Raw genomic sequence first — 20,193 nt, forward strand, 5'->3', positions numbered from 1 at the left:
CTTCAACAAGCTCAAACACTTCCGCGCCGTCGCAACCCGTTACGACAAGAACCCTGAAAACTACCTCGCCAGCGTCAAGCTCGCTTCAGTCAGGATCTGGATGCGATTTAATGAGTCGATGGCCTAGCAGCCCCGACATGCGCATCGCCGTCCTCCTCGCCGTCCTGATCTCCACGCCCGTTGCGGCCCAACCGCTCGGCGGACAAAATTCAATGTTGAAGGATGTCGCGGGAGCGGTCTCCGCAGATCGTCAGAAGGCGATGATTTCGACACTGGTCGGGTTCGGTACACGGCATACCGGATCGGAGACAAAGTCCGACAAGCGGGGCATTGGGGCGGCGCGCCGCTGGATTGCCTCCGAATTCAATTCAATATCGAAAGACTGCGGCGGCCGACTGAAGGTCGAGATGCCCTCGGCGGTGGTCACCGCCGAGCGCCTGGCCGGTCCGACCGAGGTGGTGAATGTGCTGGGCATCCTTCCCGGAACCACCGATCCGGGCCGGGTGATCGTGATCTCCGGCCACTACGACAGCCGCGTGTCCGACGCCAAGAACTTTACCTCCGATGCCCCGGGCGCCAATGACGACGCCTCCGGCACGGCGGCGGTGATCGAGGCCGCCCGCGTGCTCTGCAAGCGCCAGTTCCCGGCCACCCTGGTGTTTGCGGCCCTCGCCGGCGAGGAGCAGGGCCTGCTGGGCGGCAAGATTCTGGCGGATTATTCGATCTCAAAGGGATGGTTCGTCGAAGCCAACCTCAACAACGACATCGTCGGCAACACCGAGGGCATCGGCGGCGCGCGGGACAACACCCATGTCCGGGTCTTCTCCGAGGGCACCCGCAGCACCGAGACGCCGGAACAGGCCAACACCCGCCGCTACAACGGCGGCGAGGTCGACAGCCCGTCGCGGAACCTTGCGCGTTACATGGACCGCATCGCCGACGACTACCTGACCAATCTCGATGTGGTGATGGTGTACCGCACCGACCGCTACTCGCGGGGCGGAGATCAGGTGGAGATGCTGCGCGCCGGGTTCCCGGCGGTTCGCGTCACCGAGGCGGTCGAGAACTATACCCGTCAGCATCAGGACCTGCGTACGGAAAACGGCATCCGGTACGGCGACGTGATCGAGGGCGTAGACTTCGCCTACCTCGCCCAGGTGACGCGGCTGAACGTGGTGACCATGGCCGCCCTGGCCAGTGCGCCTAGGCCTCCGGTCGGTGTGAAAATCGCCGGCGCGGTCAGTGCGGATACGACCGTAAGCTGGACACCGTCTGCCGATGCGGCGGCCTACAGGGTCTGGTGGCGCGGCACCACGGAGCCGACCTGGCGCCAGTCCCGCGTGGCCACCGGCGGTGAACTGAAGCTCATGGGCATAAACATCGACGACATGTTCTTCGGCGTCAGCGCCATCAGCGCCGACGGCTACGAGAGCCCGGTGGTGTTCCCGGGTCCCGCCGGCACATTCGAGCGGGGCGGGGTGAAAAAGGAGTAAGCCACGCAGGGCCGCAAGGCGGCATCCGCCAAGGTAGAGGGAAACCGCCGAAAACGCAGAACTGCGCAGAAGGCGGGCCAATCAGACTTCGGCGTTCTTCTGCGTTTTCTGCGGTTGAGTTGAACGCGCCTGCAGCACGGCGCCTCCGCCGCTCACAGCGCCTTGACGATCCCCTCGACCATCTTCTTGGCGTCGGCGAACAGCATCATCGTGTTGTCGCGGAAGAACAGCTCGTTCTCGACACCCGCATAGCCCGCCGCCATGCCGCGCTTGATGAAGAGGACGGTGCGCGCCTTCTCTACGTCCAGGATCGGCATGCCATAGATGGCGCTGGTGGGGTCGGTTTTCGCGGCCGGATTGGTGACATCGTTGGCGCCGATCACGAAGGCCACGTCGGCGGTCGGGAACTCGGCGTTGATGTCCTCAAGCTCGAAGACCTCGTCGTAGGGCACGTTCGCTTCGGCCAGCAGCACGTTCATGTGCCCGGGCATCCGGCCGGCGACGGGGTGGATGGCGTACTTCACCTCCACGCCCTCTTCCTTCAGCTTGTCGACCATTTCGCGGAGCGCGTGCTGGGCCTGGGCCACCGCCATGCCGTAGCCCGGCACGATGATCACCTTCGAGGCATTCTTCATGATGAAGGCGGCGTCTTCGGCAGAGCCCTGTTTGACGGGACGGGTTTCCACCACGCCGCCGCCGGCGACCGCGTCCTCGGCGCCGAAGCCGCCCAGGATCACCGAGACAAAGCTGCGGTTCATGGCCTTGCACATGATGTAGCTGAGGATCGCGCCCGACGAGCCCACCAGGGCGCCGGTGATGATCAGGGTGTTGTTTTCCAGCGTGAAGCCCAGCGCCGCGGCCGCCCAGCCGGAGTAGCTGTTCAGCATCGAGACCACGACCGGCATGTCGGCGCCGCCGATCGGAATGATCAGGGTGATGCCCAGGATCAGGCTCAGCGCCAGGATCGCCCAGAACGCCCACAGCGCCGCGCCGCCGGACAGGCACAGCACCACGATCAAGGCGACGATGCCGAGGCCAATGGCCAGGTTCAGCATGTGCCGCGCCGGCAGCAGGATCGGCGCGCCGCTCATGTTGCCGTTGAGCTTCAGCGCCGCGATCACCGAGCCGGTCAGGGTGACGGCGCCGATGGCGACGCCCAGTGACAGTTCGATCAACGACTGAAGGTGGATGTGGCCGTCATCGCCCAGAATGCCATAGGCGGCCGGCGTGTAGATCGCCGCGATGGCGACCAGACAGGCCGCCGCGCCCACCAGGCTGTGGAAGGTAGCCACCAGCTGCGGCATGGCGGTCATCGCCACGCGCCGGGCGATCAGGGCGCCTACGCCGCCGCCGACGGCGACGCCGCCGACAATCAGGCCGATGGTCAGGGGATCCAGCTTGGGTCCCAGCAGCCACAGGGTGGTGACCACCGCGATGGCCATGCCGATCATGCCATTGCGGTTACCCGCCTGGCTGGTGGTCGGCGACGACAGGCCCCGCAGCGCCAGGATGAACAGCACCCCGGAGATCAGGTAGAGGATGGCCGCGATATTGGCGTTCATTTCGTATCGTCTCCCAACAGCCGCTCGAGTTGCGAGACGAGGTTCGGCAAATGGTCCCGCACGACCTCAACCAGCAGGTCAAGGTCCATGCCCCTGTATCCATGAATCAGCGTGTTCCGCATTCCGACGATCCTGCGCCATGGCAAGTCCGGGAGTTCGGTTCGCGCTTCCACCGAAACCTTGCTGGCAGCTTCGCCCACGATCTCGACCGCCCTGATCAAGGCGTACTGAGTACGTTTGTCGGTTGCTAGATGCGTGGCATCGCTCGCACCGAGGAATTCGATAGCCTCAGCGCCGTAGGACAACATGTCCTCGAAATATGTCTGGTCACGCTCATTCATGCCAAAACGAGATCGCGTTCCATGATCGCGCGTACCCGGGGACGGACCTGGTTGAGGTCCACCATGTCGACTGGCCGCCGCAACTGGTCCTGAAGATCCATCTGCAGGCCGCCAAGGTCGAGAAGACTCGCATGACCGACTACGGCGTACACGATATCTACGTCGCTGTCGGGTCGCGCATCTCCCCGAGCGACCGATCCGATCACGCCAATCAGATCCAGACCTGAAGCCCGCGCTTCCTCGCGATGCGCCCGGATCGCAGCCAACGCCTGTTCGAGCAGCGCGGTGCTCACTTGGCCTTGTCCTTCTTCTTGTACATCGCCAGCATCCGCTGGGTGACCAGGAAGCCGCCGAAGATGTTGACCGCGGCGAAGGCGGCCGCCAGAGCGCCGGCGCCCTTGGAGATCAGGATGTTGCCGGTGAGCTCGCCGCCCGCGCCGCTGGCCGCAGCGGCCAGCAGGGCGCCGACGATGATCACCGACGAAATGGCGTTGGTCACGGCCATCAGCGGGGTGTGCAAGGCCGGCGTCACACTCCAGACCACATAGTAGCCGACGAAGATCGCCAGTACGAAGATCGCCAGGCGGAAGACGGTGGGGTCGACAGTTTCCATCGCTTATCCCTTGAGGTTCGGGTGGACGACCTGACCGCCCTGGGTGACCAGGGCCGCCTTGAGGATCTCGTCCTCGTAGTCCGGCGCAAAGGCGCCTTCCTTGGTGAGGAAGAGGCCCGCGAACGCGAACAGGTTGCGCGCATAGAGCGCCGAGGCGTCAGTGGCGATGCGGCCAGGCAGGTTGGCCACACCCAGGATCTTCACGCCATTGGCCGTGACGGCCACCTCGCCCAGCTTCGCCCCCTCGACATTGCCGCCCTGTTCGACGGCCAGGTCGACCAGCACCGAGCCCGGCTTCATGGAGGCCACCTGGGCGGCGCTCACCAGCCTGGGCGCCGGTCGGCCGGGGATCAGGGCCGTGGTGATGACGATGTCCTGCTTGGCGATGTGGCTGGAGACCAGTTCGGCCTGCTTGGCCTGGTACTCGGCGCTCATTTCCTTGGCATAGCCGCCGGCGGTCTGGGCGTTCTTGAACTCCTCGTCCTCGACGGCGAGGAACTTTGCGCCAAGGCTTTCCACCTGTTCCTTGGTGGCCGGCCGCACGTCGGTGGCGGTGACGACGGCGCCCAGACGCCGGGCCGTGGCGATGGCCTGCAGGCCGGCGACGCCCACGCCCATGATGAACACCTTGGCCGCCGCGACGGTGCCGGCGGCGGTCATCATCATCGGCATGACCCTACCGTAGGCCTCGGCCGCTTCGATCACCGCGCGGTAGCCGGCGAGGTTGGCCTGGGAGGACAGCACGTCCATCACCTGGGCCCGGGTGATCCGCGGCACGAATTCCATGGCGAAGGCGGTGACGCCGGCCTTGGCCAGAGCGTCCAGTGTCGGGCGCTCCATGTAGGGGTTCAATGTGGCCACCACGATCGCGCCGGACTTCAGCGCCTTGATCTCGTCGGCCTCCGGCGGACGCACCTTGAAGAGGATGTCGGCCTTTGCGATCGCTTCCTTGGCGGTCTTGGCCAGTGAGGCGCCGGCGCTCACAAAGTCTGCGTCCGGATAGGAAGCCGCATCACCTGCGCCGGTTTCCACCGTCACGGTGAACCCGGCGGCGACCAGCTTCTTCACCGTCTCGGGAACCGCAGCCACGCGGGTTTCTCCGGCGCGGCGTTCCTTGGTGACGGCGATGAAGGCCATGTCGTGTGAAATCTCCGGAACCGGTACGATTTGGGCAGGACCTTAGGAGGGTCGCAGTCGGCTTGTCCAGCAGACGGCCTTACACTTCCGGTCGCCCGGATATCAGAATGGAGGGTTGAAGCCCGTCCCTAGTGGTCGGCGGCGGGCTTTTCGCGCAGGAAAACGATGCCCAGCACCAGCAAGACCAGGCCCGAAATCGTACTGCCCATGAAGCCGGTCGGCGTGCAGAACCACAGCACCACCCACACCAGGAAGGCCGAAAGCGCCAGCGAGCCCCACTTCGTCAGGCCCATGATCAGATGATAGGTCGCGGTCTGCTCGGTGATTTCCATCTCGCCGCGATGGTAGTCGGAGGACGGGCCAGCCATCAGGTTCACTCTTGCCATAGGAAAACGTCGTCACGGGCGATACACGAACCGCCCGCGCCGCTCAAGCGGTGGGTGATTAGTCGGGCCAGGTGGCCAGCAGGGTCCGAAGCGCAGCGACCAGCGCCAGTGGCTGATCAATCATCACATGGTGATGGCTGTCCGGGATCTCGATCTCGCGCATCCGCCCCGCTAGCACGCTGGGCTCGCCCGCCCGGCGGCTTTCGATGATCCGGCTCTTGTCGCCGTAGAGGTGCACCATCGGCACGGCGTCTTTGGCGGCCGGCTCCGGGCTGGCGCCCGTGACCATCGAGGTCATCGCGGACCGGTCGAGTTTCTCCCACATCTGCGGGTCGAACTTCCAGGTCCACCCCATGCCCGAGCCGTCGGCCATCGGAACCTGCTTCAGCGAGCGCCGGGCGATGAAGTCGGCGATGTAGAGATTGTCTGTCGGTTGCGGCGGCATCAGCCGGAAACGGGCCAGGGCGGCGGCCACCGTCGGATAGATGCGGCTGGGGCGGTCGGCGGTGGGGATGTTGCGGATCTGCTCCATCCGCTTCTTGCGTTCCTCCAGCGCCTCGGGCGGCGGACCGCCGAAACCGGTGTCGACCAGCACGGCGGCATGCATGTTTTCGGGGCGCTGCATGGCGGCGAAGAACACCTGACCACCGCCAAAGGAATGGCCGATGTAGATCGGCTTCCGGCCGCCGTCATAGAGCCCGGTGCCGCGGGAGACGGCCTCGGCGTCGTCGGCGAAATCGGTGAACCGGTAGGTCTCGCGCCAATCGGAGGCGCCCATGCCGGCCAGCGACATGGCCGTAACCCTGAAGTCCTTGGCCAGTAGCGGAGCAATGAAGCTCCACCAGTCGGCGTGCGCGCTGTTGCCGTGGATCAGCAGCAGGCCGGGCTTGCCCAGCTCACCCCAGGTCAGCACTTCCAGCTTCGCGCCGTGCGAGGTGACGAAACCCCGCTCAGGTTCCTGGGCGACGGCGTCCTGGAACCATTTGGGCGAGGGCGGCTCCGCGCCCTCGAATGGCGCCAGTGGCGCACGCACCTCCGGCGGCAGGTTGTCCGAGTGGAAGGGCCGGTCGTCGTAGGTTTCGCCGTCCGCCTTGGGCTTGTCAGTCAGATCATTGGCCATCGAGGTGCGGTCTAACAACCGTTTGAAAAATGGCAACCCTCGGCGTCCCGGTTCGCTTGACGACCATCGCGCCATCGAGTTGCTGGTGGACGCCGGTTTCACGCCAGTGGAAGCGATCCGCATCGGCGCGCTGAACGGCGCTTCCGGCAAGGCCATCTCCGACATTGGCAACGTCGCCATCGTCTTCAGGGACGGGATCGGATACGACCCCGAAAAGCTGCTGGAAACCGCGCGCGGTCGCGACGGTCAGTATTGAGGAGCATCCATGAAACCCAACCGGTTGCGGGAAATCTGGGCTGAGGGCCGGCCGGTGCTGAACGGCTGGTGCAGTATCGGCGACCCGTTCGTGGCTGAGACCATGGCCTCGATGGGCTGGGATGCGCTGACCATAGATCTTCAGCACGGCCTGATCGGCTATGCCGAAATGCTGGCCATGCTGCAGGCGGTCGCCGCCGGCAATGTGACGCCGATCGTCCGGGTCTCGTGGAACGCCCCCGGCGAGATCATGAAGGCGCTGGACGCCGGGGCCTATGGCGTCATCTGCCCTATGGTGAACACGCGCGCCGAGTGCGAGGCCTTCGTCGGGGCCTGCCGCTATCCGCCGCGCGGCTATCGCAGTTTCGGCCCTACGCGGACGGCGCTGTCTTCCGGACCGGGCTACGCTGACGAAGCCAACGACGAGATTCTCACCTTCGCCATGATCGAGACGGTCGAAGCCCTGGCCAATGTCGCCGAGATCGTCGCTACGCCAGGCCTGAATGCGGTCTACGTGGGTCCCTCGGACCTTTCGCTGTCCATGGGCGGCAAGCCGGATCAGGACACCCAGGATCCCGTCAGACTGGCGGCCTATGACACGATCCTGTCGGCCTGCAAGGCGGCCGGCGTGCGCGCCGGCATCCACACCACCAGCGCCGCCTATTCGCAGCAGATGATCGCGCGCGGCTTCGATCTGGTTACCGTCGGCTCGGACGCGGGCTATCTCCAGTCCGGCCGCCGCGACGCCCGGGCGATGCAGGATTTTGTCAGGACCCGGGCCGGATAGCGCTGTCCGGACACGATTTCTCTGGCCTGCGCTCGCCAGATCGGCTTGGCTCCAGGCCTCGCGGCGACGGGCCGCAAACCGGCGGATCTCACATGGCCGAACCCAGACCGATGAAGAAGAGCGAGACGCTCGAAATCCGGATCCCCTATCCGACCAAACAGGCCTTCATGGCTCAGTGCCAGGCCGAGGGCAGGACCGCCAGTGATGCGCTCAGGAGCCTGATCGACCAGCGCCTGTCGCCGCCCAGACCTCTCCGCTACGGCCGGCGTCTCCCGCAGTTCATCGCCGGCGCGCTGATCGCTGCGGCTGTGGGCGCAGCCGCAGCGCCCGCCCTGGCCCGCGTAACGCTCGCCACCCGGTTCGAAACCCTGGACCTCAACCACGATGGCCTGCTCACGCCTGTAGAATTCGGGCGCTGAGCTTCAGTCGACGGGCTGAAACATCCGGCCCGGCTGGAAGTGGGACACCCAGGTCCAGGGCTTGAACATCGACGCTCCGATGCGCCAGGACACCAGCACATAGCGCGCGCGTCCCAGCAGATTGTCCATCGGCACAAATCCGACGCCGATCTCCCCGGGCCAACGGCTGTCGAGCGAGTTGTCGCGATTGTCGCCCATCGCAAAGACGCAGCCTTCGGGCACGACAAAGACATCGGTGTTGTCGCCTGCGCCGTCCGAACCGCGATCGAAGGTCAGATAGCGCCGACCGTCCGGCAGGGTTTCCCACACGCGGGTCACGGTGATCTCCGGTGAGTCGGGGTCTTGGGTCTGGCCGTCCGGCGTCTGGCGAACTGGAACGCCGTTGACCGAAACCACGCCACCCGTCACCTGCACGCGATCACCCGGCAGCCCGATCAGGCGCTTGACCCAAGTCTGCGTCGGATCGCGCGGCAGCCGGAATACGATCACGTCACCCCGGCGCGGCGCCTGACCGTTGAGACGCCCGGCCGGCAACGGCGGACTGAACGGCGCCGAATGGCGGCTCCAGCCATAGTCGAACTTCGACACCAGCATGTAGTCACCGGTGAGCAGGTTGGGCTCCATAGACGACGAGGGAATGGTGTTGGGCTGAAACAGAAACACCCTGAGCACCAGGGCGATCAGCAGCGCCAGACCCACTGTCCGCAACAGGTCCACGGTTTCGTCCAGGAGGGTGCGCGGGGCGGGAGAAGACGGGGATGTCGTCATGGTCCCGATGAAGGCGCCGGCCTTGATGTCGGAGCAACCGAAGTCGTGTCCAGACACGGCGACCGGGCTGTCCGGACGCCGCCGTCCTGCATCACCGCGCCCTTCCGCGCGCGTCGAAACGCGGTAAGACACCAGGGACATGAAACTCCTCCCCGTCATCGAAGTGCGCGCCCGGATTCTGGCCGAAGCGATCGTCCTGCCCCACGAACCCGTCGCCATTGCGCAGTCTGTCGGCCGGGTGCTGGCGGAGGATGTCACCGCCGTGCGCGATCAACCGCCGTTTGCAGCATCAGCGATGGATGGCTGGGCGGTGCGTAGCGGCGATGCGCCAGGCGTGCTTCGGATCGTGGGCGAAAGCGCGGCGGGCCACGGGTTCGTGGGCGCCGTACAATCCGGGGAGGCCGTGCGGATCTTTACCGGCGCGTCCGTGCCCGCCGGTTGCGACGCCGTGGTCATTCAGGAGGACGCCACGCGTGAGGGCGAGACGGTGGCCGTTCCCGCCGTAGCCAGCGGGAACCACGTCCGCCCGGCAGGCGGAGACTTCAAGGCAGGCCAGACGCTGCTGGCGAAAGGTCTGCGGATCGATCCCTGGCGGTTGTCGTTGGCGGCGGCGGCCGGTCGCGGGGAGCTGCGGGTGACGCGACGGCCCCGGGTGGCGCTGTTTTCCACCGGCGAGGAGATCATCGAGGCGCCGGCCATCCCCGGACCGTTCCAGATCTACGACTCCGGGTCGCGGGCGCTGGAGGCGCTGATCTCCGGCTGGGGCGCCGAGGTCGTGCGGGCCAGGCCGGTGCGGGACACCATGGAGGCCACGATCCAGGCGCTGCGGGACGCTGACGGTGATCTGGTGGTGACTGTAGGCGGCGCCTCGGTGGGCGACCACGATCTGGTGCGCGGAGCCGCTGAGGCCCTGGGGCTGCAGCTCAAGGTGGCCAGCGTCAACGTCAGGCCCGGCAAGCCGACCTTCTTCGGCCTGTTGTCGGATGGTCGCCGCCTGCTGGGATTGCCGGGAAACCCTGCCTCGGCGATGGTCTGCGCCGAGTTATTCCTCCGACCGCTGATCAACGCCTGCCTTGGCGCCGACGCCGGCCCACGCATGATTCAGGCCCGGCTCGACGCACCGCTCGGCGCCAACGGCCCGCGCGAGCATTGGATGCGGGCCCAGCTCAACCATGTGGACGGGTTGGTCACCGCCCGCCCCTACCGCGATCAGGATTCTTCGCTGGTGAGCGTCTTCGCCGCGTCAGACGCGCTGCTGGTGCGGCTGGCCGGTGCGCCGGCGCTGAGCGCGGGCGATGTGGTGGATGTGCTGCCGCTGGCGCGCGCATAGCGCAGCGCGGTGATCTCGCCGATCACCGAAACCGCCACTTCGAAGGGCGCCTTGCCGCCAATGTCGAGGCCGATAGGCGCATGCAGGCGCGCGATCGCCGATCCCGCCATACCCTCGAGTTTCAGCTCGTCCAGCCGACCGGCCAGACGCCGCCGCGCGCCCAGCAATCCCACATAGGCCGCCGGCGACGGCAGGGCCGCCTTCAGGGCCGCGCGATCTGTCTCCAGATCATGGGTCGCGACGGCGACGGAGGTCCAGGCGTCGATCCCGATGGCGGCCAGCGCCTCGGCGGGATCCTCGCGGCGATAGGCCAGCCCCGGGATCGGCGGCGGCGTCTGCGGCCCCTTGGGTCGGACGAGTGTGGTCTCGAACCCGGACTTCACGCCCAGCTCCGCGATGGCCAACGCAGTAGGATCGCCGCCCACGATCACCAGACGGGGCCGCGGCTCATACGCCCGCACGACGCTGGCTTCCGGCCAGGGTGAGAGCGCGCCGCGGCAGGCCCGCGTCACGCCATCACTGGCATAGGTCACAGCCCGCCGCTCGGCTTCGGCCGCCAGCAGGTCGGCCAGCGCCGCATCGTCCGCCGGAATGCGCTCCAGGAAAATCTCGATCCGCGCGCCGCACAGCAGGCGAATGTCCGGCCAGGGGCTGCCGTCCCCGTAGACCAGCGTGCGCGGCGCGGCGTCGGCCAGGCAGGCCCAGGCGTGGCCGGCCACGTCGCCCTCAACGCAACCGCCCGAGAAGTAGCCGGCCAGAACACCCGGCGCGAACACCATCTGGGTCCCCTCCGGCCTGGGCCCGCCTCCATCCACGGCGACAAGCGTGGCCAGCACCATGGCGTGCCCCGCATCGCGCGCCTGACGCAGCGCCGGACGCACGTCCTCGGCGACGCCGAACATCGGCCAGTCGGGCAGGGCTTCCTGGGGCAGGACTTCGTTCACCATAAAAGACAATCGCTTGGATACGGGTTCTTAGCTTTCCCGGCCCAAGATGGCGGCTCTATCGGATTTGACCAAGCTTTTCGGGCCGCATGACCTCATTGCTCAGCAAACTCGGCCTCGGCACCGGACATCTCGGGTTCGACCAGCCACCCGCCACCCGTGGCCGGCCCCGGGAAGCCGAAGCCCGCGACATCCTGTCGATCGCCAGCCGGTCGAATCTGGGGGTGCTTGAGGTGGTCCGTCAGTCCGCGACCGCCGACACCCACCTTCGCGCCTCACTGCCGCAACCCCATGCCTTCCGAATGACCCTCACCGCCGTCCGCCCCGATCGCGGCGCGGATCTCGTGGAGGCCGAGCTGAAGGCGCAGATGCTGCGCCTGGGCGTGCAGCGGGTGGATACAATCCTGGCGCCGTCGGCCACAGATCTGTTCTCGCCGCTCGGTCCGCAGATGTGGGATCGGCTGCGCGCCATGAAGGACGCCGGGCTTTGCCGCAACATTGGCGTGCCGGTCTATGCCTCGGACGACCCGATCGGCGTGGCGCGCCGGTTCAAGCCCGATGTGATGCAGGCGCCGGCCTCGCTGCTGGATCAGCGCCTGTTGCTAGACGGCTCGCTCGCCACCCTGGCCGAGATGGGTATCGAGGTGCATCTGCGTTCGATCTTCCTGAACGGCGTGCTGTTCCTGCCGCCGGATCGCGCGCCCAATCATCTGAAGGCCGCCGCAGGCCGCATCTCGCGCGCGCGCAGGCTGATCGCCGAGGGCAAGTCAGATCCCCTGCAGGCCGCACTCGGCTTTGCACTCTCCCGCCCTGAGGCCAGCGCCGTGCTGGTCAGCGTCACGACCGTCGCCGAAATGAGCGCCGTGGTCGCCGCCGCCATGAGCCCGCCCCCGGACCTCGACTGGGACGAAATGGCGCTGGATGATGCCGAAGCGCTGGCCTGGGCCGCGGCGTAAAGCGGGCAAGGCCTGAAGCCGCCGGCAATTCCGACCAAGCCTTACGGGCTCCGGTGGTGTTTGGTATATATGCGTCATCACCCGGAGCTTCATTATGTCCGTCGCGGTCACGCGAACCTTTCGCAGCGGCAATAGCGAAGCCGTCAGGTTGCCGAAGGATGTGGCGTTCGGGCGGGATGTGGAGCTCACAATCATCCGCTCCGGCGACGTGCTGACGATCTATCCGGCGCGCCCATCCCTCAAGGACATGGTGGCGCGACTGGCGCTCCTGCCGCGCCCCGATGACATCGAAGTCCGCGACACCGAAGAGATTCCGGAGCGGTCGGGGCTCTGAGCCTTGGCCTTCCTGCTCGACACCAACGTCCTGATTCGCCTGCGCGACGGGGATGGGGCGATCACGGCTCGGGTTGTCGCCCTGAACCCGCCGGTCCTGATGTCGATCATCAGCCGGGTGGAACTGGAAGGCGGAGTCTATCTGGAGCCGTCCCAGGCTGGCGCCCGGCGTCAGCGCCTGGAGGTGCTGTTCGCCGCCATCCCGGTGCTGGCCTTCGATGACGTCGCGGCCGAAGCCTATACTTCGATCCTGGAAACCGCTGGATACTCACGGCGCAAGATCCTGGATCGCATGATTGCGGCCCAGGCTCTGGTCCACCGTGCGAAACTGGTGACCCAGAACCCGGCGGACTTTCAGGACGTTCCCGGGCTGGAGATCATCGTCTGGCAGGCATCCGCCGGACTCCTCACAACACCGCCGCGAACTGCTCGGCGATCCAGTCGGCCTGATCCTGGGTCAGGATCAGCGGCGGGGCGATGCGGATGGTGTGATCGTGGGTTTCCTTGGCCAGCAGACCACGGGCCTGCAGGGCTTCACAGATTGGCCGCGCGCCGCCGAATTCGGCATGGAGCTCGATGGCGATCATCAGGCCGCGACCTCGAACCTCGCGCACCTTCGACGAGGTGATGCCGGTGAGGTCCGCGCGCAGGCGATCACCCACCCTGGCGGCGTTCTCGATCATGCCCTCCTCGACCAGCACCTTCAGCGCCGCGCGCGCCACGGCGCAGGCCAGCGGGTTGCCGCCGAAGGTCGAGCCGTGTTCGCCGGGGTGCAGCACGCCCATCACCTGGCTGTTCGAGAGCACGGCCGAGACGGGATAGAACCCGCCGGACAGGGCCTTGCCGATCAGGGTCAGATCCGCCTCGATCCCTTCATGCTCCTCGGCCAGCAGCTTTCCGGTGCGGCCAAGGCCCGTCTGGATCTCGTCAAGGATCAGGACGACGTTATGTAGCGTGCAGAGTTCGCGCGCCCGCTTCAGATAGCCTGCAGGCGGAATGATCACGCCCGCCTCGCCCTGGATCGGCTCTACCAGGAAGGCCACCGTATTGGGGGTGATGGCGGCTTCCAGCGCGTCAGCGTCGCCGAACGGCACGGTGCGGAAACCGGCCGGGAACGGTCCAAACCCGCCGCGGGACTGCGGGTCGGTCGAGAAGCCTACTATGGCCACGGTGCGACCATGGAAGTTCTCCGAGCAGACGATGATCTCGGCCATGCTCTCCGGCACACCCTTGACCTCGTAGCCCCACTTGCGCGCCACCTTGATGGCCGTCTCCACCGCCTCGGCGCCGGAATTCATCGGCAACACCTTGTGGCTGTTGGTGAGCGCGCAGAGTTCTTCGTAGAACGGCGCCAGCTGGTCGTTGCGGAACGCGCGCGAGGTCAGGGTGAGCTTGGCCGCCTGGGCGGTCATGGCCGCCAGGATCTTCGGATGGCAGTGGCCCTGGTTCACCGCCGAATAGGCCGACAGGCAATCGAGATAGCGGTTGCCGTCAACGTCCCAGACATGGACGCCTTCGCCGCGGGTCAGCACCACGTCCAGCGGCTTGTAGTTCTTGGCGCCCAGGCGGGCTTCGGTCTCGACGTAACGGGCGGTCAGCGAGCGGGTGAGTGCGATATCGTTCACGGGGGTCACTCCCTATTCGGCGGCTTGAAGGACGGGGGCGGGGGCGCTGACGCGGTCCAGACGCAGCGTCATGCAGTAGGAGGCGCCGCCCGACAGGATGAAGGGATCCAGGTCCACCTCGGTCAGGCTGTAGCCATGGGCTTCAAGCTTGATCCGCAGGCTGTTGGGGGCGCGGGCCATGATCACCTGGCGGCCGATGTTTACGGCGTTCACACAGAAGGCGGCGGCTTCTTCCGGTGTCGCCTCGATGCGCAGGGCCTCTGGCACGAGATCTCGGATCGTGGCCTGAGCCTCCGGTGTGAAGGCCGCCGGATAGTAGAGCAGCTTTCCACCGGACAACGGGCAAAAGCAGGTGTCGAGGTGATAGAAGCGGTCGCTCACCAGCTCCAGCGCCACGATCGGCCGGTTGAAGGTGTTGCGGACCACCCGGATCGCGCCCTGGCTGGACCGGGGGCCGTAGCCGCACCAGAAGTGGCCGCGATCCGCGTCCCAGATCGCGTCGCCCGCGCCCTCATGGAACAGGCCGTCCGGCAGGTCGACGATCTCACGCACCAGCCCGCGGGTCTTCAGGTTCTGGAAGGCGGCGCGGAAGACCGCTTCCTCCCCCTGACGTTCGACGTGGCGGAACCGGGCCAGCAGAACGGTCCCGTCCAGCACCACCGCGGCATTGGCCGGAAAAACCAGGTCGGGCAGGCCGTTGACGGCGCCCAGAGTTTCCACCCGCGCCCCGGCGTTTTCCAGCGCCGCGCGCAATGCCTTCGACGCGATGCACGCCGCTGCCGCGTCAGCTGGCGTCCAGCCCTTCGGGTCCATCCAGGGGTTGATTCTGTAGCGGACGTCGAACGCCGACGCATCGGTCATGAGGAAGAAGGGCTGGTGGGTCATGCGCGATCTCCGGCGGGTTTCAGACCCTCAGAGTGCCGTAGAAGGATGTTAGCGAATAGCGTGCACCATGCTACAATTCGTCTGATTTCTGACCATATAGATAATATGGAATGCCTGAATGCTGGATGATCTGGACCGGCGATTGATCGCCCTGCTGCGCGCGGATTCGCGCACGCCAGCCGCTGTGCTCGCCAAGTCCCTGAAGGTCTCGCGTGGCACCGTGCAGAACCGCGTTGACCGATTGCTGAGCCGGGGGTTCATCCAGGGCTTCACAGTCAAGACCCGCCCGGACGTCGAGGCCAACCGGGTCAGGGCCATCATGTCCATCGCCATCGAGGGCGAACGATCAGCCGCCGTGGTGGCGTCGCTGAAGGGTTTTCCCGAGGTCGCCGCCGTTCATACCACCAACGGCCGATGGGACCTGATCGCCGAGCTCGACGTCGAGACCCTGGCGGCGTTCAGCGCCACACTGGACGGGATCCGCCAGATTGCCGGCATTGCGGCGACCGAGACGTCAATCCTGCTCGCGACCCAGAAGATGTAGCGCTAAACTCGCGGCATGAACGCGCCCTTCAAGACCGATGGCCCGCCGGAATGGCGGCTGGATGACCTCTACGCCAATCGCGAGGACCCTCGCATCGAGGCGGACCTGGCGCGATCGGAGCAGCTCAATCGGGAGTTGGCGGCGCTGGAAGGCCAGTTGGTGGCGGCCCGCGCCAATCCGGCCCAGCTGGGCGCGCTGATCGACAAGGGCGTCCAGCTCTATGAAGACGCCACCAACGCCATGTGGGGCGTGGGCGCGTTCGGCTCGCTGTCGGCCTCTACCCAGCGGGACAATCCGGCCTGGTCAAGGTTTGAATCCGACCTGCGCACCCGCACGTCGCAGATCGCCGCGATGAGCCTGTTTTTCACCCTGGAGATCAACCAGCTGGAAGACGGCGAACTGGAAGCCGCTATGCAGGCTCACCCGGCGGCGCAGCGGTGGCGGCCCTGGTTGCGGCGGGTGCGGGCGGGCAGGCCCCACGAGCTCAGCGCGGAGCTGGAGCGCCTGCTGATCGACAAGGCGCCGGCGGTGGCCAACTGGGCCCGTCTGACCGATGACACCCTGGCGGGCTTGAGCGCCCGCATCGACGGCGAGACTCTGACGCTGGCCGAGACTCTCAACCGGATGTCCGACCCGGACCCCAGACGCCGCAAGGCCGCGGCCCAGGTGCTGTCGAAGGCGCTAAATGAACGCACCTCCACGCTGGCTTTGTCGCTCAACACCTTGGCGTTCGAGAAGCAGGTGGAAGACCGCTGGCGCAAGTTTGCCACGCCCGCCGCCGGCCGGCACCTGGCCAACGAGGTTGACGCCGACGCCGTGGCCGCCCTGGAGGCCGCCGTGGTGGACGGCTACGCTAGCGTCAGCCACCGCTACTATCGCCTGAAGGCCAGGGTGATGGGCCGCAAGGTGCTGGACCACTGGGACCGCAACTGCCCGCTGGACGAGGCTGCGCCGCGTGTTTTCTCGTGGGATCAGGCCCGGTCCATCGTGCTGGAAAGCTTCACGGCGCTGGCGCCTTCATTTGCGAAAACTGCCGAGACCTTCTTCAACAAGCCCTGGATCGACGCGCGGCCCCGGCCCGGCAAGCAATCCGGCGCCTACTCCCACCCGGTCACGGCAAACCGGCATCCCTATGTCTTCATGAACTACATGGGCGAGCGGCGCGACGTGCTGACGCTGGCGCACGAGCTGGGCCATGCGGTGCATCAGACCATGTGTCAGCCCATGGGCACCCTGCTGGCCGATACGCCGCTGACCCTGGCCGAGACCGCCTCGATCTTTGGCGAGGGACTGGTGTTCGAGAAGCTGCTGGCCGAGGCCTCGCCGGCCGAGCGGCGCGGTCTTCTCGCCGGCAAGATCGAGGACGGGATCAATACCGTCGTACGCCAGATCGCCTTTCACCGGTTCGAGACCCGGTTCCACGATGCACGGCTGAAAGGGGAACTCTCCGCCGACGCGATCGGCGACCTCTGGATGGAGATCATGGCCGAAAGCCTTGGCCCCGCCATCCGGCTGGGCAAGGGCTATGCACCCTATTGGGCCTACATCACGCACTTCGTCCACGCGCCATTCTACGTTTACGCCTACGCCTTCGGCGACCTGCTGGTGCGGGGACTGATGGAGAAGCGCCGCGAGGATCCGGCGGCCTTCGTTCCAGCCTATGAGAAGCTGTTGGCCGCCGGCGGCGCCGTCACATACGTCGAGGCGCTGGCGGCGTTCGGCCTCAATCCCCGGGAAAAGGCCTTCTGGGCGGCCGGCATGAAGCAGCTGGAACGGCTCGTGGACGAGTTCGAGGCGCTGGTCTGAACGGCACGGTTACGCCGTCCAGTCCCCGCTCTTGCCGCCGGTCTTGCTGACCAGCCGCACGGCCTCGATAACCATGCCCTTCTCGGCGGCTTTCAGCATGTCGTAGAGGGTGAGGCAGGCCACAGAGACGGCCGTCAGGGCCTCCATCTCGACGCCGGTCTGGCCCGTTGTCTTGACCCTGGCGGTCACGGCCAGGCCGTCGTCAGCCGGCTCCACGCGAACCTCCACCTTCGAGATCGCCAGCGGGTGGCACATGGGGATCAGGTCCGAGGTGCGCTTGGCCGCCATCACGCCCGCGATTTCGGCCACGGCGCGCACGTCGCCCTTTCTGCCCTCGCCCGACACCGCCAGCGCAAGGGTGGCCGGGGACATCCTGACAAAGCCCGCCGCCACCGCCTCGCGCGTGGTCACGGCCTTGTCCGAGACATCCACCATGCGGGCCCGGCCCGTCTCGTCGATATGGGTGAGCCCGCTCACGTTTCCATCAACCGGGGCATCAGCTCGACCATGTTGCAGGGGCCGTGGCGGCTGTCGAGCTGGGCCGAGATCACCTTGTCCCAGCCGTCCTTCACCGCGCCGTTCGATCCCGGCAGGCAGAAGACAAACACGCCCTTCACGATCCCGGCCAGGGCGCGGGACTGCAGGGTCGAAAGGCCCACGGACTGGTAGCTCACCATGTGGAAGACCACGGAAAAGCCGTCGATTTCCTTGTCGAACAGGGGTCGCACGGCCTCCGGCGTCACGTCGCGCCCGGTGATGCCTGTGCCGCCGGTCGTGACGATGGCCTCCACGAAACCCGACGCCACCCACGCCTCGATCTTCGCGCGGATCTCCATGATGTCGTCGCGGACGATGGCCTTGTCGACCAGTTCGTGACCCGCACCCTTCACGCGCTCGGCCAGGACGTGGCCCGATGTGTCGCTCTCCTCGTCGCGGGTGTCCGATATGGTCAGCACCGCGACCTTCACGGGCTTGATCTGGCGGGCCGTGTCGATCTTTCCGCCGGGCGTCAGTGCGTTCATAGGGCGTGCTCCTCTACACGCCCTCTATACACGATCTGATCGACACAAAGACCCGTCAGGTCGACTGTGTATTGTCCGGCAGGTTCAGGATCCGCTTGGAGATGATGTTGTTCTGGATCTCCGCCGAGCCGCCATAGATCGACATGGCCTTGCCCCATAGCCAGGCGCTCACGGCTTCCAGTTCCTCCGGCTTGAAGGCATCGCCTTCCCAGCCCAGGCCCTGTGACCCCATCATCTCAAGCATCAGCTCGGCGCGGGCCTGTGAGACGTTGGTGGCCGAGTTCTTCAGGATCGAGGCGGCGTTGGTGGCGCCTGACGCCCCCTTTGCTTCCGCCACCACGCGCGCCAGGGTCAGGCCATGAATCCGGCCGTCCATCAGATGCTGGGTGACGCGGCTGCGCAGGTCGAGGTCAGCGATCCGGCCTTCGGCGTCCACGCCAACGTAGTCCTTGGCGATGTCTTCCAGAGGCGTCGGACGACCCATGCCGCCAGCGCCGGTCTGGCTGGCCCGCTCGTGCTGAAGTAGTCGTTTTCCGACCGTCCACCCCACGTTGATCTGGCCCAGGATCGCATCCTTCGGCGCCACCGCGTCGGTGAAGAAGGTTTCGCAGAACGGCGAGGATCCTGATATAAGTTTGATCGGTCGCGTCTCGACCCCGGGCTGCTTCATGTCGAGCAACAGGAAGCTGATCCCCTCGTGCTTCTTGGCCGTCGGATCGGTTCGCACCAGCGCCCCGCACCACGCAGATTCCTGCGCGCCGCTGGTCCAGATTTTTGACCCGTTGATCAGCCAGTGGTCGCCCTTGTCCTCGCAGCGGGTCTGAAGCGACGCCAGGTCCGATCCGGCGCCCGGTTCGGAATAGCCCACGCACCACTGCACCTCGCCCCGGATGATCGGCGGCAGGTGCTTCGCCTTCTGCTCGGGTGTGCCATAGTCCATGATCGTCGGGCCGATCATGGTGATGCCCATGCCGAAGGTCAGAGGGTTGAATGCGCCGGCCCTGGCCATTTCCTGGCCCAGCACGCGGGCCTGCTGCGGGCTCAGACCGCCGCCGCCGTACTCGGTCGGCCAGGTGGGGGTGGCCCAGCCTTTCTCGCCGATGGCCTTCTTCCAGGCCTTGAGGTCGGAGGCGTCGGACTGGGGCCCCTCGGCGGCCATCATCCCACCCTTGCCCTTCAGGGACCTGGGGAAGTTCGCTTCCAGCCAGGCGCGCGCCTCGCCGCGGAAGGTTTCAAGTTCGACGTCGGCTCCAAAGTCCGCCATGGCGTGCTCTCCGGTTGAAATTCTGAGACTACGATACATCCAGTTTCGCGTGACCCAAGGTCAGCGATCTGTCGTGGCGTCAAGCGAGGCGCTTGAACGAGACAGGTCGCGGCCAGGGCTCCATTGCTCAGGTCGCTTCGCGACCACGCGGCAGATAGAGACAAGTTGGAATTAGACCCCCAGCCCTAGCCGCCCTTTGGCGCGTGACGTAGCGGGGCGAGCCTCGATGCTTTCGACCCATTCCGAGAGTGCGGGAAAATCCGTCAGCGCGAAGCCGCCATAGGCCATCCGACGCACCCAGCCGAAGTGGGCAATGTCGGCAACTGAATAGTCTTCGCCGTTCAGCCAGGCGGTGTCACGAACCCTCCGCTCCAGGAGCCCGAGCAGGCGTGCCGCCTCGCTCCTGAACCGTTCGGACGCATAGGGTTGGGGGGTGCTCAAGCCGCGAAAGTGGCCGGCGGCGCCCATGGCCGGGCCTAGGCTCAGGACCCATTGAAATGATTCCCAAGGCGGGGTTGGTCTGATTCACTGGCGGCGCATGGAGGCGTCGTCATGAGTGATTTGATCTGGTTGTCGCAGGCGCAGATGCGCCGGATTGAGCCG

At 66.3% G+C, this 20,193-nt stretch carries 23 protein-coding genes and 3 pseudogenes; 11 read left to right on the forward strand and 15 right to left on the reverse strand.

Features of this window, described 5'->3' with window-relative positions; translation table 11 throughout:
• Positions 1-127: pseudogene (locus tag ACIQ3B_RS14235) on the forward strand (IS5/IS1182 family transposase); the annotation flags it as partial.
• A gap of 85 nt (positions 128-212) precedes the next feature.
• Positions 213-1,493, forward strand: coding sequence for a M28 family peptidase (locus ACIQ3B_RS14240; RefSeq protein ID WP_397403677.1), 1,281 nt, complete (start codon positions 213-215; stop codon positions 1,491-1,493).
• Between the two features lie 152 nt (positions 1,494-1,645).
• Here the strand turns inward: ACIQ3B_RS14240 and ACIQ3B_RS14245 are convergent, their stop codons facing one another.
• The 7 genes from ACIQ3B_RS14245 to ACIQ3B_RS14275 form a co-directional block, all read right to left on the reverse strand.
• Entirely contained in the window at positions 1,646-3,055 is a 1,410-nt protein-coding gene (locus tag ACIQ3B_RS14245; protein ID WP_397403679.1) for an NAD(P)(+) transhydrogenase (Re/Si-specific) subunit beta, read from the reverse strand.
• Positions 3,052-3,396: a DUF86 domain-containing protein gene (locus ACIQ3B_RS14250; RefSeq protein WP_397403681.1), complete on the reverse strand. Its 345-nt coding sequence runs from the start codon at positions 3,394-3,396 to the stop codon at positions 3,052-3,054. Before ACIQ3B_RS14250 ends, ACIQ3B_RS14245 begins: the two co-directional genes overlap by 4 nt.
• Positions 3,393-3,689, reverse strand: a complete 297-nt coding sequence (locus ACIQ3B_RS14255; RefSeq protein ID WP_397403683.1) for a nucleotidyltransferase family protein — start codon at positions 3,687-3,689, stop codon at positions 3,393-3,395. Before ACIQ3B_RS14255 ends, ACIQ3B_RS14250 begins: the two co-directional genes overlap by 4 nt.
• Complete coding sequence (locus tag ACIQ3B_RS14260; RefSeq protein ID WP_397403685.1) at positions 3,686-4,009, reverse strand: proton-translocating transhydrogenase family protein; 324 nt, start codon at positions 4,007-4,009, stop codon at positions 3,686-3,688. The genes ACIQ3B_RS14255 and ACIQ3B_RS14260 overlap by 4 nt, the downstream gene beginning before the upstream one ends.
• Positions 4,010-4,012: 3 nt before the next feature.
• Positions 4,013-5,146 carry a Re/Si-specific NAD(P)(+) transhydrogenase subunit alpha gene (locus ACIQ3B_RS14265; protein ID WP_397403686.1) on the reverse strand — a complete coding sequence of 378 codons (1,134 nt, stop codon included), beginning with the start codon at positions 5,144-5,146 and terminating at the stop codon, positions 4,013-4,015.
• Positions 5,147-5,274: 128 nt separating this feature from the next.
• A complete protein-coding gene (locus tag ACIQ3B_RS14270) occupies positions 5,275-5,514 on the reverse strand; it encodes an aa3-type cytochrome c oxidase subunit IV (protein WP_397403688.1) in 240 nt (79 codons plus the stop codon).
• Positions 5,515-5,590: 76 nt separating this feature from the next.
• The gene (locus ACIQ3B_RS14275; protein WP_397403690.1) at positions 5,591-6,652 is read right to left on the reverse strand and encodes an alpha/beta fold hydrolase; all 1,062 of its coding nucleotides are present in this window, start codon (positions 6,650-6,652) and stop codon (positions 5,591-5,593) included.
• Here ACIQ3B_RS14275 and ACIQ3B_RS14280 point away from each other — a divergent pair.
• From ACIQ3B_RS14280 to ACIQ3B_RS14290, 3 genes are all read left to right on the forward strand, one after another.
• The gene (locus tag ACIQ3B_RS14280; protein WP_397403691.1) at positions 6,645-6,908 is read left to right on the forward strand and encodes a hypothetical protein; all 264 of its coding nucleotides are present in this window, start codon (positions 6,645-6,647) and stop codon (positions 6,906-6,908) included. The genes ACIQ3B_RS14275 and ACIQ3B_RS14280 overlap by 8 nt on opposite strands.
• Positions 6,909-6,917: 9 nt before the next feature.
• A complete protein-coding gene (locus ACIQ3B_RS14285; protein WP_397403693.1) occupies positions 6,918-7,694 on the forward strand; it encodes an HpcH/HpaI aldolase/citrate lyase family protein in 777 nt (258 codons plus the stop codon).
• Positions 7,695-7,786: 92 nt separating this feature from the next.
• The gene (locus ACIQ3B_RS14290) at positions 7,787-8,113 is read left to right on the forward strand and encodes a hypothetical protein (RefSeq protein ID WP_397403695.1); all 327 of its coding nucleotides are present in this window, start codon (positions 7,787-7,789) and stop codon (positions 8,111-8,113) included.
• Between the two features lie 3 nt (positions 8,114-8,116).
• Here the strand turns inward: ACIQ3B_RS14290 and lepB are convergent, their stop codons facing one another.
• On the reverse strand, positions 8,117-8,881 hold the full coding sequence (lepB, locus tag ACIQ3B_RS14295) for a signal peptidase I (RefSeq protein ID WP_397403718.1): 765 nt from the start codon (positions 8,879-8,881) through the stop codon (positions 8,117-8,119).
• 139 nt (positions 8,882-9,020) lie between these two features.
• Between lepB and glp the strand changes: the two genes are divergently transcribed.
• Positions 9,021-10,211: a gephyrin-like molybdotransferase Glp gene (glp, locus tag ACIQ3B_RS14300; protein ID WP_397403696.1), complete on the forward strand. Its 1,191-nt coding sequence runs from the start codon at positions 9,021-9,023 to the stop codon at positions 10,209-10,211.
• A 71-nt stretch (positions 10,212-10,282) separates the two neighbouring features.
• On the opposite strand, the pseudogene ACIQ3B_RS14305 reads toward glp, so the two are convergent.
• Positions 10,283-11,158: pseudogene (locus ACIQ3B_RS14305) on the reverse strand (XdhC family protein); the annotation flags it as partial.
• A gap of 86 nt (positions 11,159-11,244) precedes the next feature.
• Between ACIQ3B_RS14305 and ACIQ3B_RS14310 the strand changes: the two are divergent.
• From ACIQ3B_RS14310 to ACIQ3B_RS14320, 3 genes and pseudogenes are all read left to right on the forward strand, one after another.
• Positions 11,245-12,111 carry an aldo/keto reductase gene (locus tag ACIQ3B_RS14310; RefSeq protein WP_397403698.1) on the forward strand — a complete coding sequence of 289 codons (867 nt, stop codon included), beginning with the start codon at positions 11,245-11,247 and terminating at the stop codon, positions 12,109-12,111.
• Positions 12,112-12,205: 94 nt separating this feature from the next.
• Positions 12,206-12,445, forward strand: a complete 240-nt coding sequence (locus ACIQ3B_RS14315) for an antitoxin (protein WP_397403700.1) — start codon at positions 12,206-12,208, stop codon at positions 12,443-12,445.
• Between the two features lie 3 nt (positions 12,446-12,448).
• A pseudogene (locus ACIQ3B_RS14320) lies at positions 12,449-12,799 on the forward strand (PIN domain-containing protein); the annotation flags it as partial.
• Positions 12,800-12,851: 52 nt separating this feature from the next.
• On the opposite strand, the gene rocD reads toward ACIQ3B_RS14320, so the two are convergent.
• Together rocD and ACIQ3B_RS14330 are read right to left on the reverse strand one after the other, a co-directional pair.
• Positions 12,852-14,069, reverse strand: coding sequence for an ornithine--oxo-acid transaminase (rocD, locus tag ACIQ3B_RS14325; protein WP_397403702.1), 1,218 nt, complete (start codon positions 14,067-14,069; stop codon positions 12,852-12,854).
• Positions 14,070-14,081: 12 nt separating this feature from the next.
• A complete protein-coding gene (locus ACIQ3B_RS14330) occupies positions 14,082-14,954 on the reverse strand; it encodes a dimethylarginine dimethylaminohydrolase family protein (protein ID WP_397403704.1) in 873 nt (290 codons plus the stop codon).
• A gap of 118 nt (positions 14,955-15,072) precedes the next feature.
• Between ACIQ3B_RS14330 and ACIQ3B_RS14335 the strand changes: the two genes are divergently transcribed.
• On the forward strand, positions 15,073-15,498 hold the full coding sequence (locus tag ACIQ3B_RS14335) for an Lrp/AsnC family transcriptional regulator (protein ID WP_397403706.1): 426 nt from the start codon (positions 15,073-15,075) through the stop codon (positions 15,496-15,498).
• 15 nt (positions 15,499-15,513) lie between these two features.
• Positions 15,514-17,304 (forward strand): M3 family oligoendopeptidase, encoded by a 1,791-nt coding sequence (locus ACIQ3B_RS14340; protein ID WP_397403708.1) that lies wholly within the window; start codon positions 15,514-15,516, stop codon positions 17,302-17,304.
• Positions 17,305-17,313: 9 nt separating this feature from the next.
• On the opposite strand, the gene moaC is transcribed toward ACIQ3B_RS14340, so the two are convergent.
• From moaC to ACIQ3B_RS14360, 4 genes are all read right to left on the reverse strand, one after another.
• Positions 17,314-17,781 (reverse strand): cyclic pyranopterin monophosphate synthase MoaC, encoded by a 468-nt coding sequence (moaC, locus tag ACIQ3B_RS14345; protein WP_397403710.1) that lies wholly within the window; start codon positions 17,779-17,781, stop codon positions 17,314-17,316.
• Positions 17,778-18,326: a molybdenum cofactor biosynthesis protein B gene (gene moaB, locus ACIQ3B_RS14350; protein ID WP_397403712.1), complete on the reverse strand. Its 549-nt coding sequence runs from the start codon at positions 18,324-18,326 to the stop codon at positions 17,778-17,780. The genes moaC and moaB overlap by 4 nt, the downstream gene beginning before the upstream one ends.
• A 55-nt stretch (positions 18,327-18,381) precedes the next feature.
• Positions 18,382-19,590, reverse strand: coding sequence for an acyl-CoA dehydrogenase family protein (locus ACIQ3B_RS14355; RefSeq protein ID WP_397403714.1), 1,209 nt, complete (start codon positions 19,588-19,590; stop codon positions 18,382-18,384).
• Positions 19,591-19,761: 171 nt separating this feature from the next.
• Positions 19,762-20,031 carry a glutathione binding-like protein gene (locus tag ACIQ3B_RS14360; protein ID WP_397403716.1) on the reverse strand — a complete coding sequence of 90 codons (270 nt, stop codon included), beginning with the start codon at positions 20,029-20,031 and terminating at the stop codon, positions 19,762-19,764.
• Positions 20,032-20,193 lie beyond the last annotated feature (162 nt).

This window comes from Phenylobacterium sp., from assembly GCF_044358365.1.
GTDB lineage: Bacteria > Pseudomonadota > Alphaproteobacteria > Caulobacterales > Caulobacteraceae > Phenylobacterium.

What these genes read in the sequence shown, in the direction of transcription:
- ACIQ3B_RS14240 (WP_397403677.1), top strand. Translation starts at nt 213, where the DNA reads ATGTTGAAGGATGTCGCGGGAGCGGTCTCCGCAGATCGTCAGAAGGCG.
- ACIQ3B_RS14245 (WP_397403679.1), bottom strand. Translation starts at nt 3,055, where the DNA reads ATGAACGCCAATATCGCGGCCATCCTCTACCTGATCTCCGGGGTGCTG.
- ACIQ3B_RS14250 (WP_397403681.1), bottom strand. Translation starts at nt 3,396, where the DNA reads ATGAATGAGCGTGACCAGACATATTTCGAGGACATGTTGTCCTACGGC.
- ACIQ3B_RS14260 (WP_397403685.1), bottom strand. Translation starts at nt 4,009, where the DNA reads ATGGAAACTGTCGACCCCACCGTCTTCCGCCTGGCGATCTTCGTACTG.
- ACIQ3B_RS14265 (WP_397403686.1), bottom strand. Translation starts at nt 5,146, where the DNA reads ATGGCCTTCATCGCCGTCACCAAGGAACGCCGCGCCGGAGAAACCCGC.
- ACIQ3B_RS14270 (WP_397403688.1), bottom strand. Translation starts at nt 5,514, where the DNA reads ATGGCTGGCCCGTCCTCCGACTACCATCGCGGCGAGATGGAAATCACC.
- ACIQ3B_RS14275 (WP_397403690.1), bottom strand. Translation starts at nt 6,652, where the DNA reads ATGGCCAATGATCTGACTGACAAGCCCAAGGCGGACGGCGAAACCTAC.
- ACIQ3B_RS14285 (WP_397403693.1), top strand. Translation starts at nt 6,918, where the DNA reads ATGAAACCCAACCGGTTGCGGGAAATCTGGGCTGAGGGCCGGCCGGTG.
- ACIQ3B_RS14290 (WP_397403695.1), top strand. Translation starts at nt 7,787, where the DNA reads ATGGCCGAACCCAGACCGATGAAGAAGAGCGAGACGCTCGAAATCCGG.
- lepB (WP_397403718.1), bottom strand. Translation starts at nt 8,881, where the DNA reads ATGACGACATCCCCGTCTTCTCCCGCCCCGCGCACCCTCCTGGACGAA.
- glp (WP_397403696.1), top strand. Translation starts at nt 9,021, where the DNA reads ATGAAACTCCTCCCCGTCATCGAAGTGCGCGCCCGGATTCTGGCCGAA.
- ACIQ3B_RS14310 (WP_397403698.1), top strand. Translation starts at nt 11,245, where the DNA reads ATGACCTCATTGCTCAGCAAACTCGGCCTCGGCACCGGACATCTCGGG.
- ACIQ3B_RS14315 (WP_397403700.1), top strand. Translation starts at nt 12,206, where the DNA reads ATGTCCGTCGCGGTCACGCGAACCTTTCGCAGCGGCAATAGCGAAGCC.
- ACIQ3B_RS14330 (WP_397403704.1), bottom strand. Translation starts at nt 14,954, where the DNA reads ATGACCCACCAGCCCTTCTTCCTCATGACCGATGCGTCGGCGTTCGAC.
- ACIQ3B_RS14335 (WP_397403706.1), top strand. Translation starts at nt 15,073, where the DNA reads ATGCTGGATGATCTGGACCGGCGATTGATCGCCCTGCTGCGCGCGGAT.
- ACIQ3B_RS14340 (WP_397403708.1), top strand. Translation starts at nt 15,514, where the DNA reads ATGAACGCGCCCTTCAAGACCGATGGCCCGCCGGAATGGCGGCTGGAT.
- moaB (WP_397403712.1), bottom strand. Translation starts at nt 18,326, where the DNA reads ATGAACGCACTGACGCCCGGCGGAAAGATCGACACGGCCCGCCAGATC.
- ACIQ3B_RS14355 (WP_397403714.1), bottom strand. Translation starts at nt 19,590, where the DNA reads ATGGCGGACTTTGGAGCCGACGTCGAACTTGAAACCTTCCGCGGCGAG.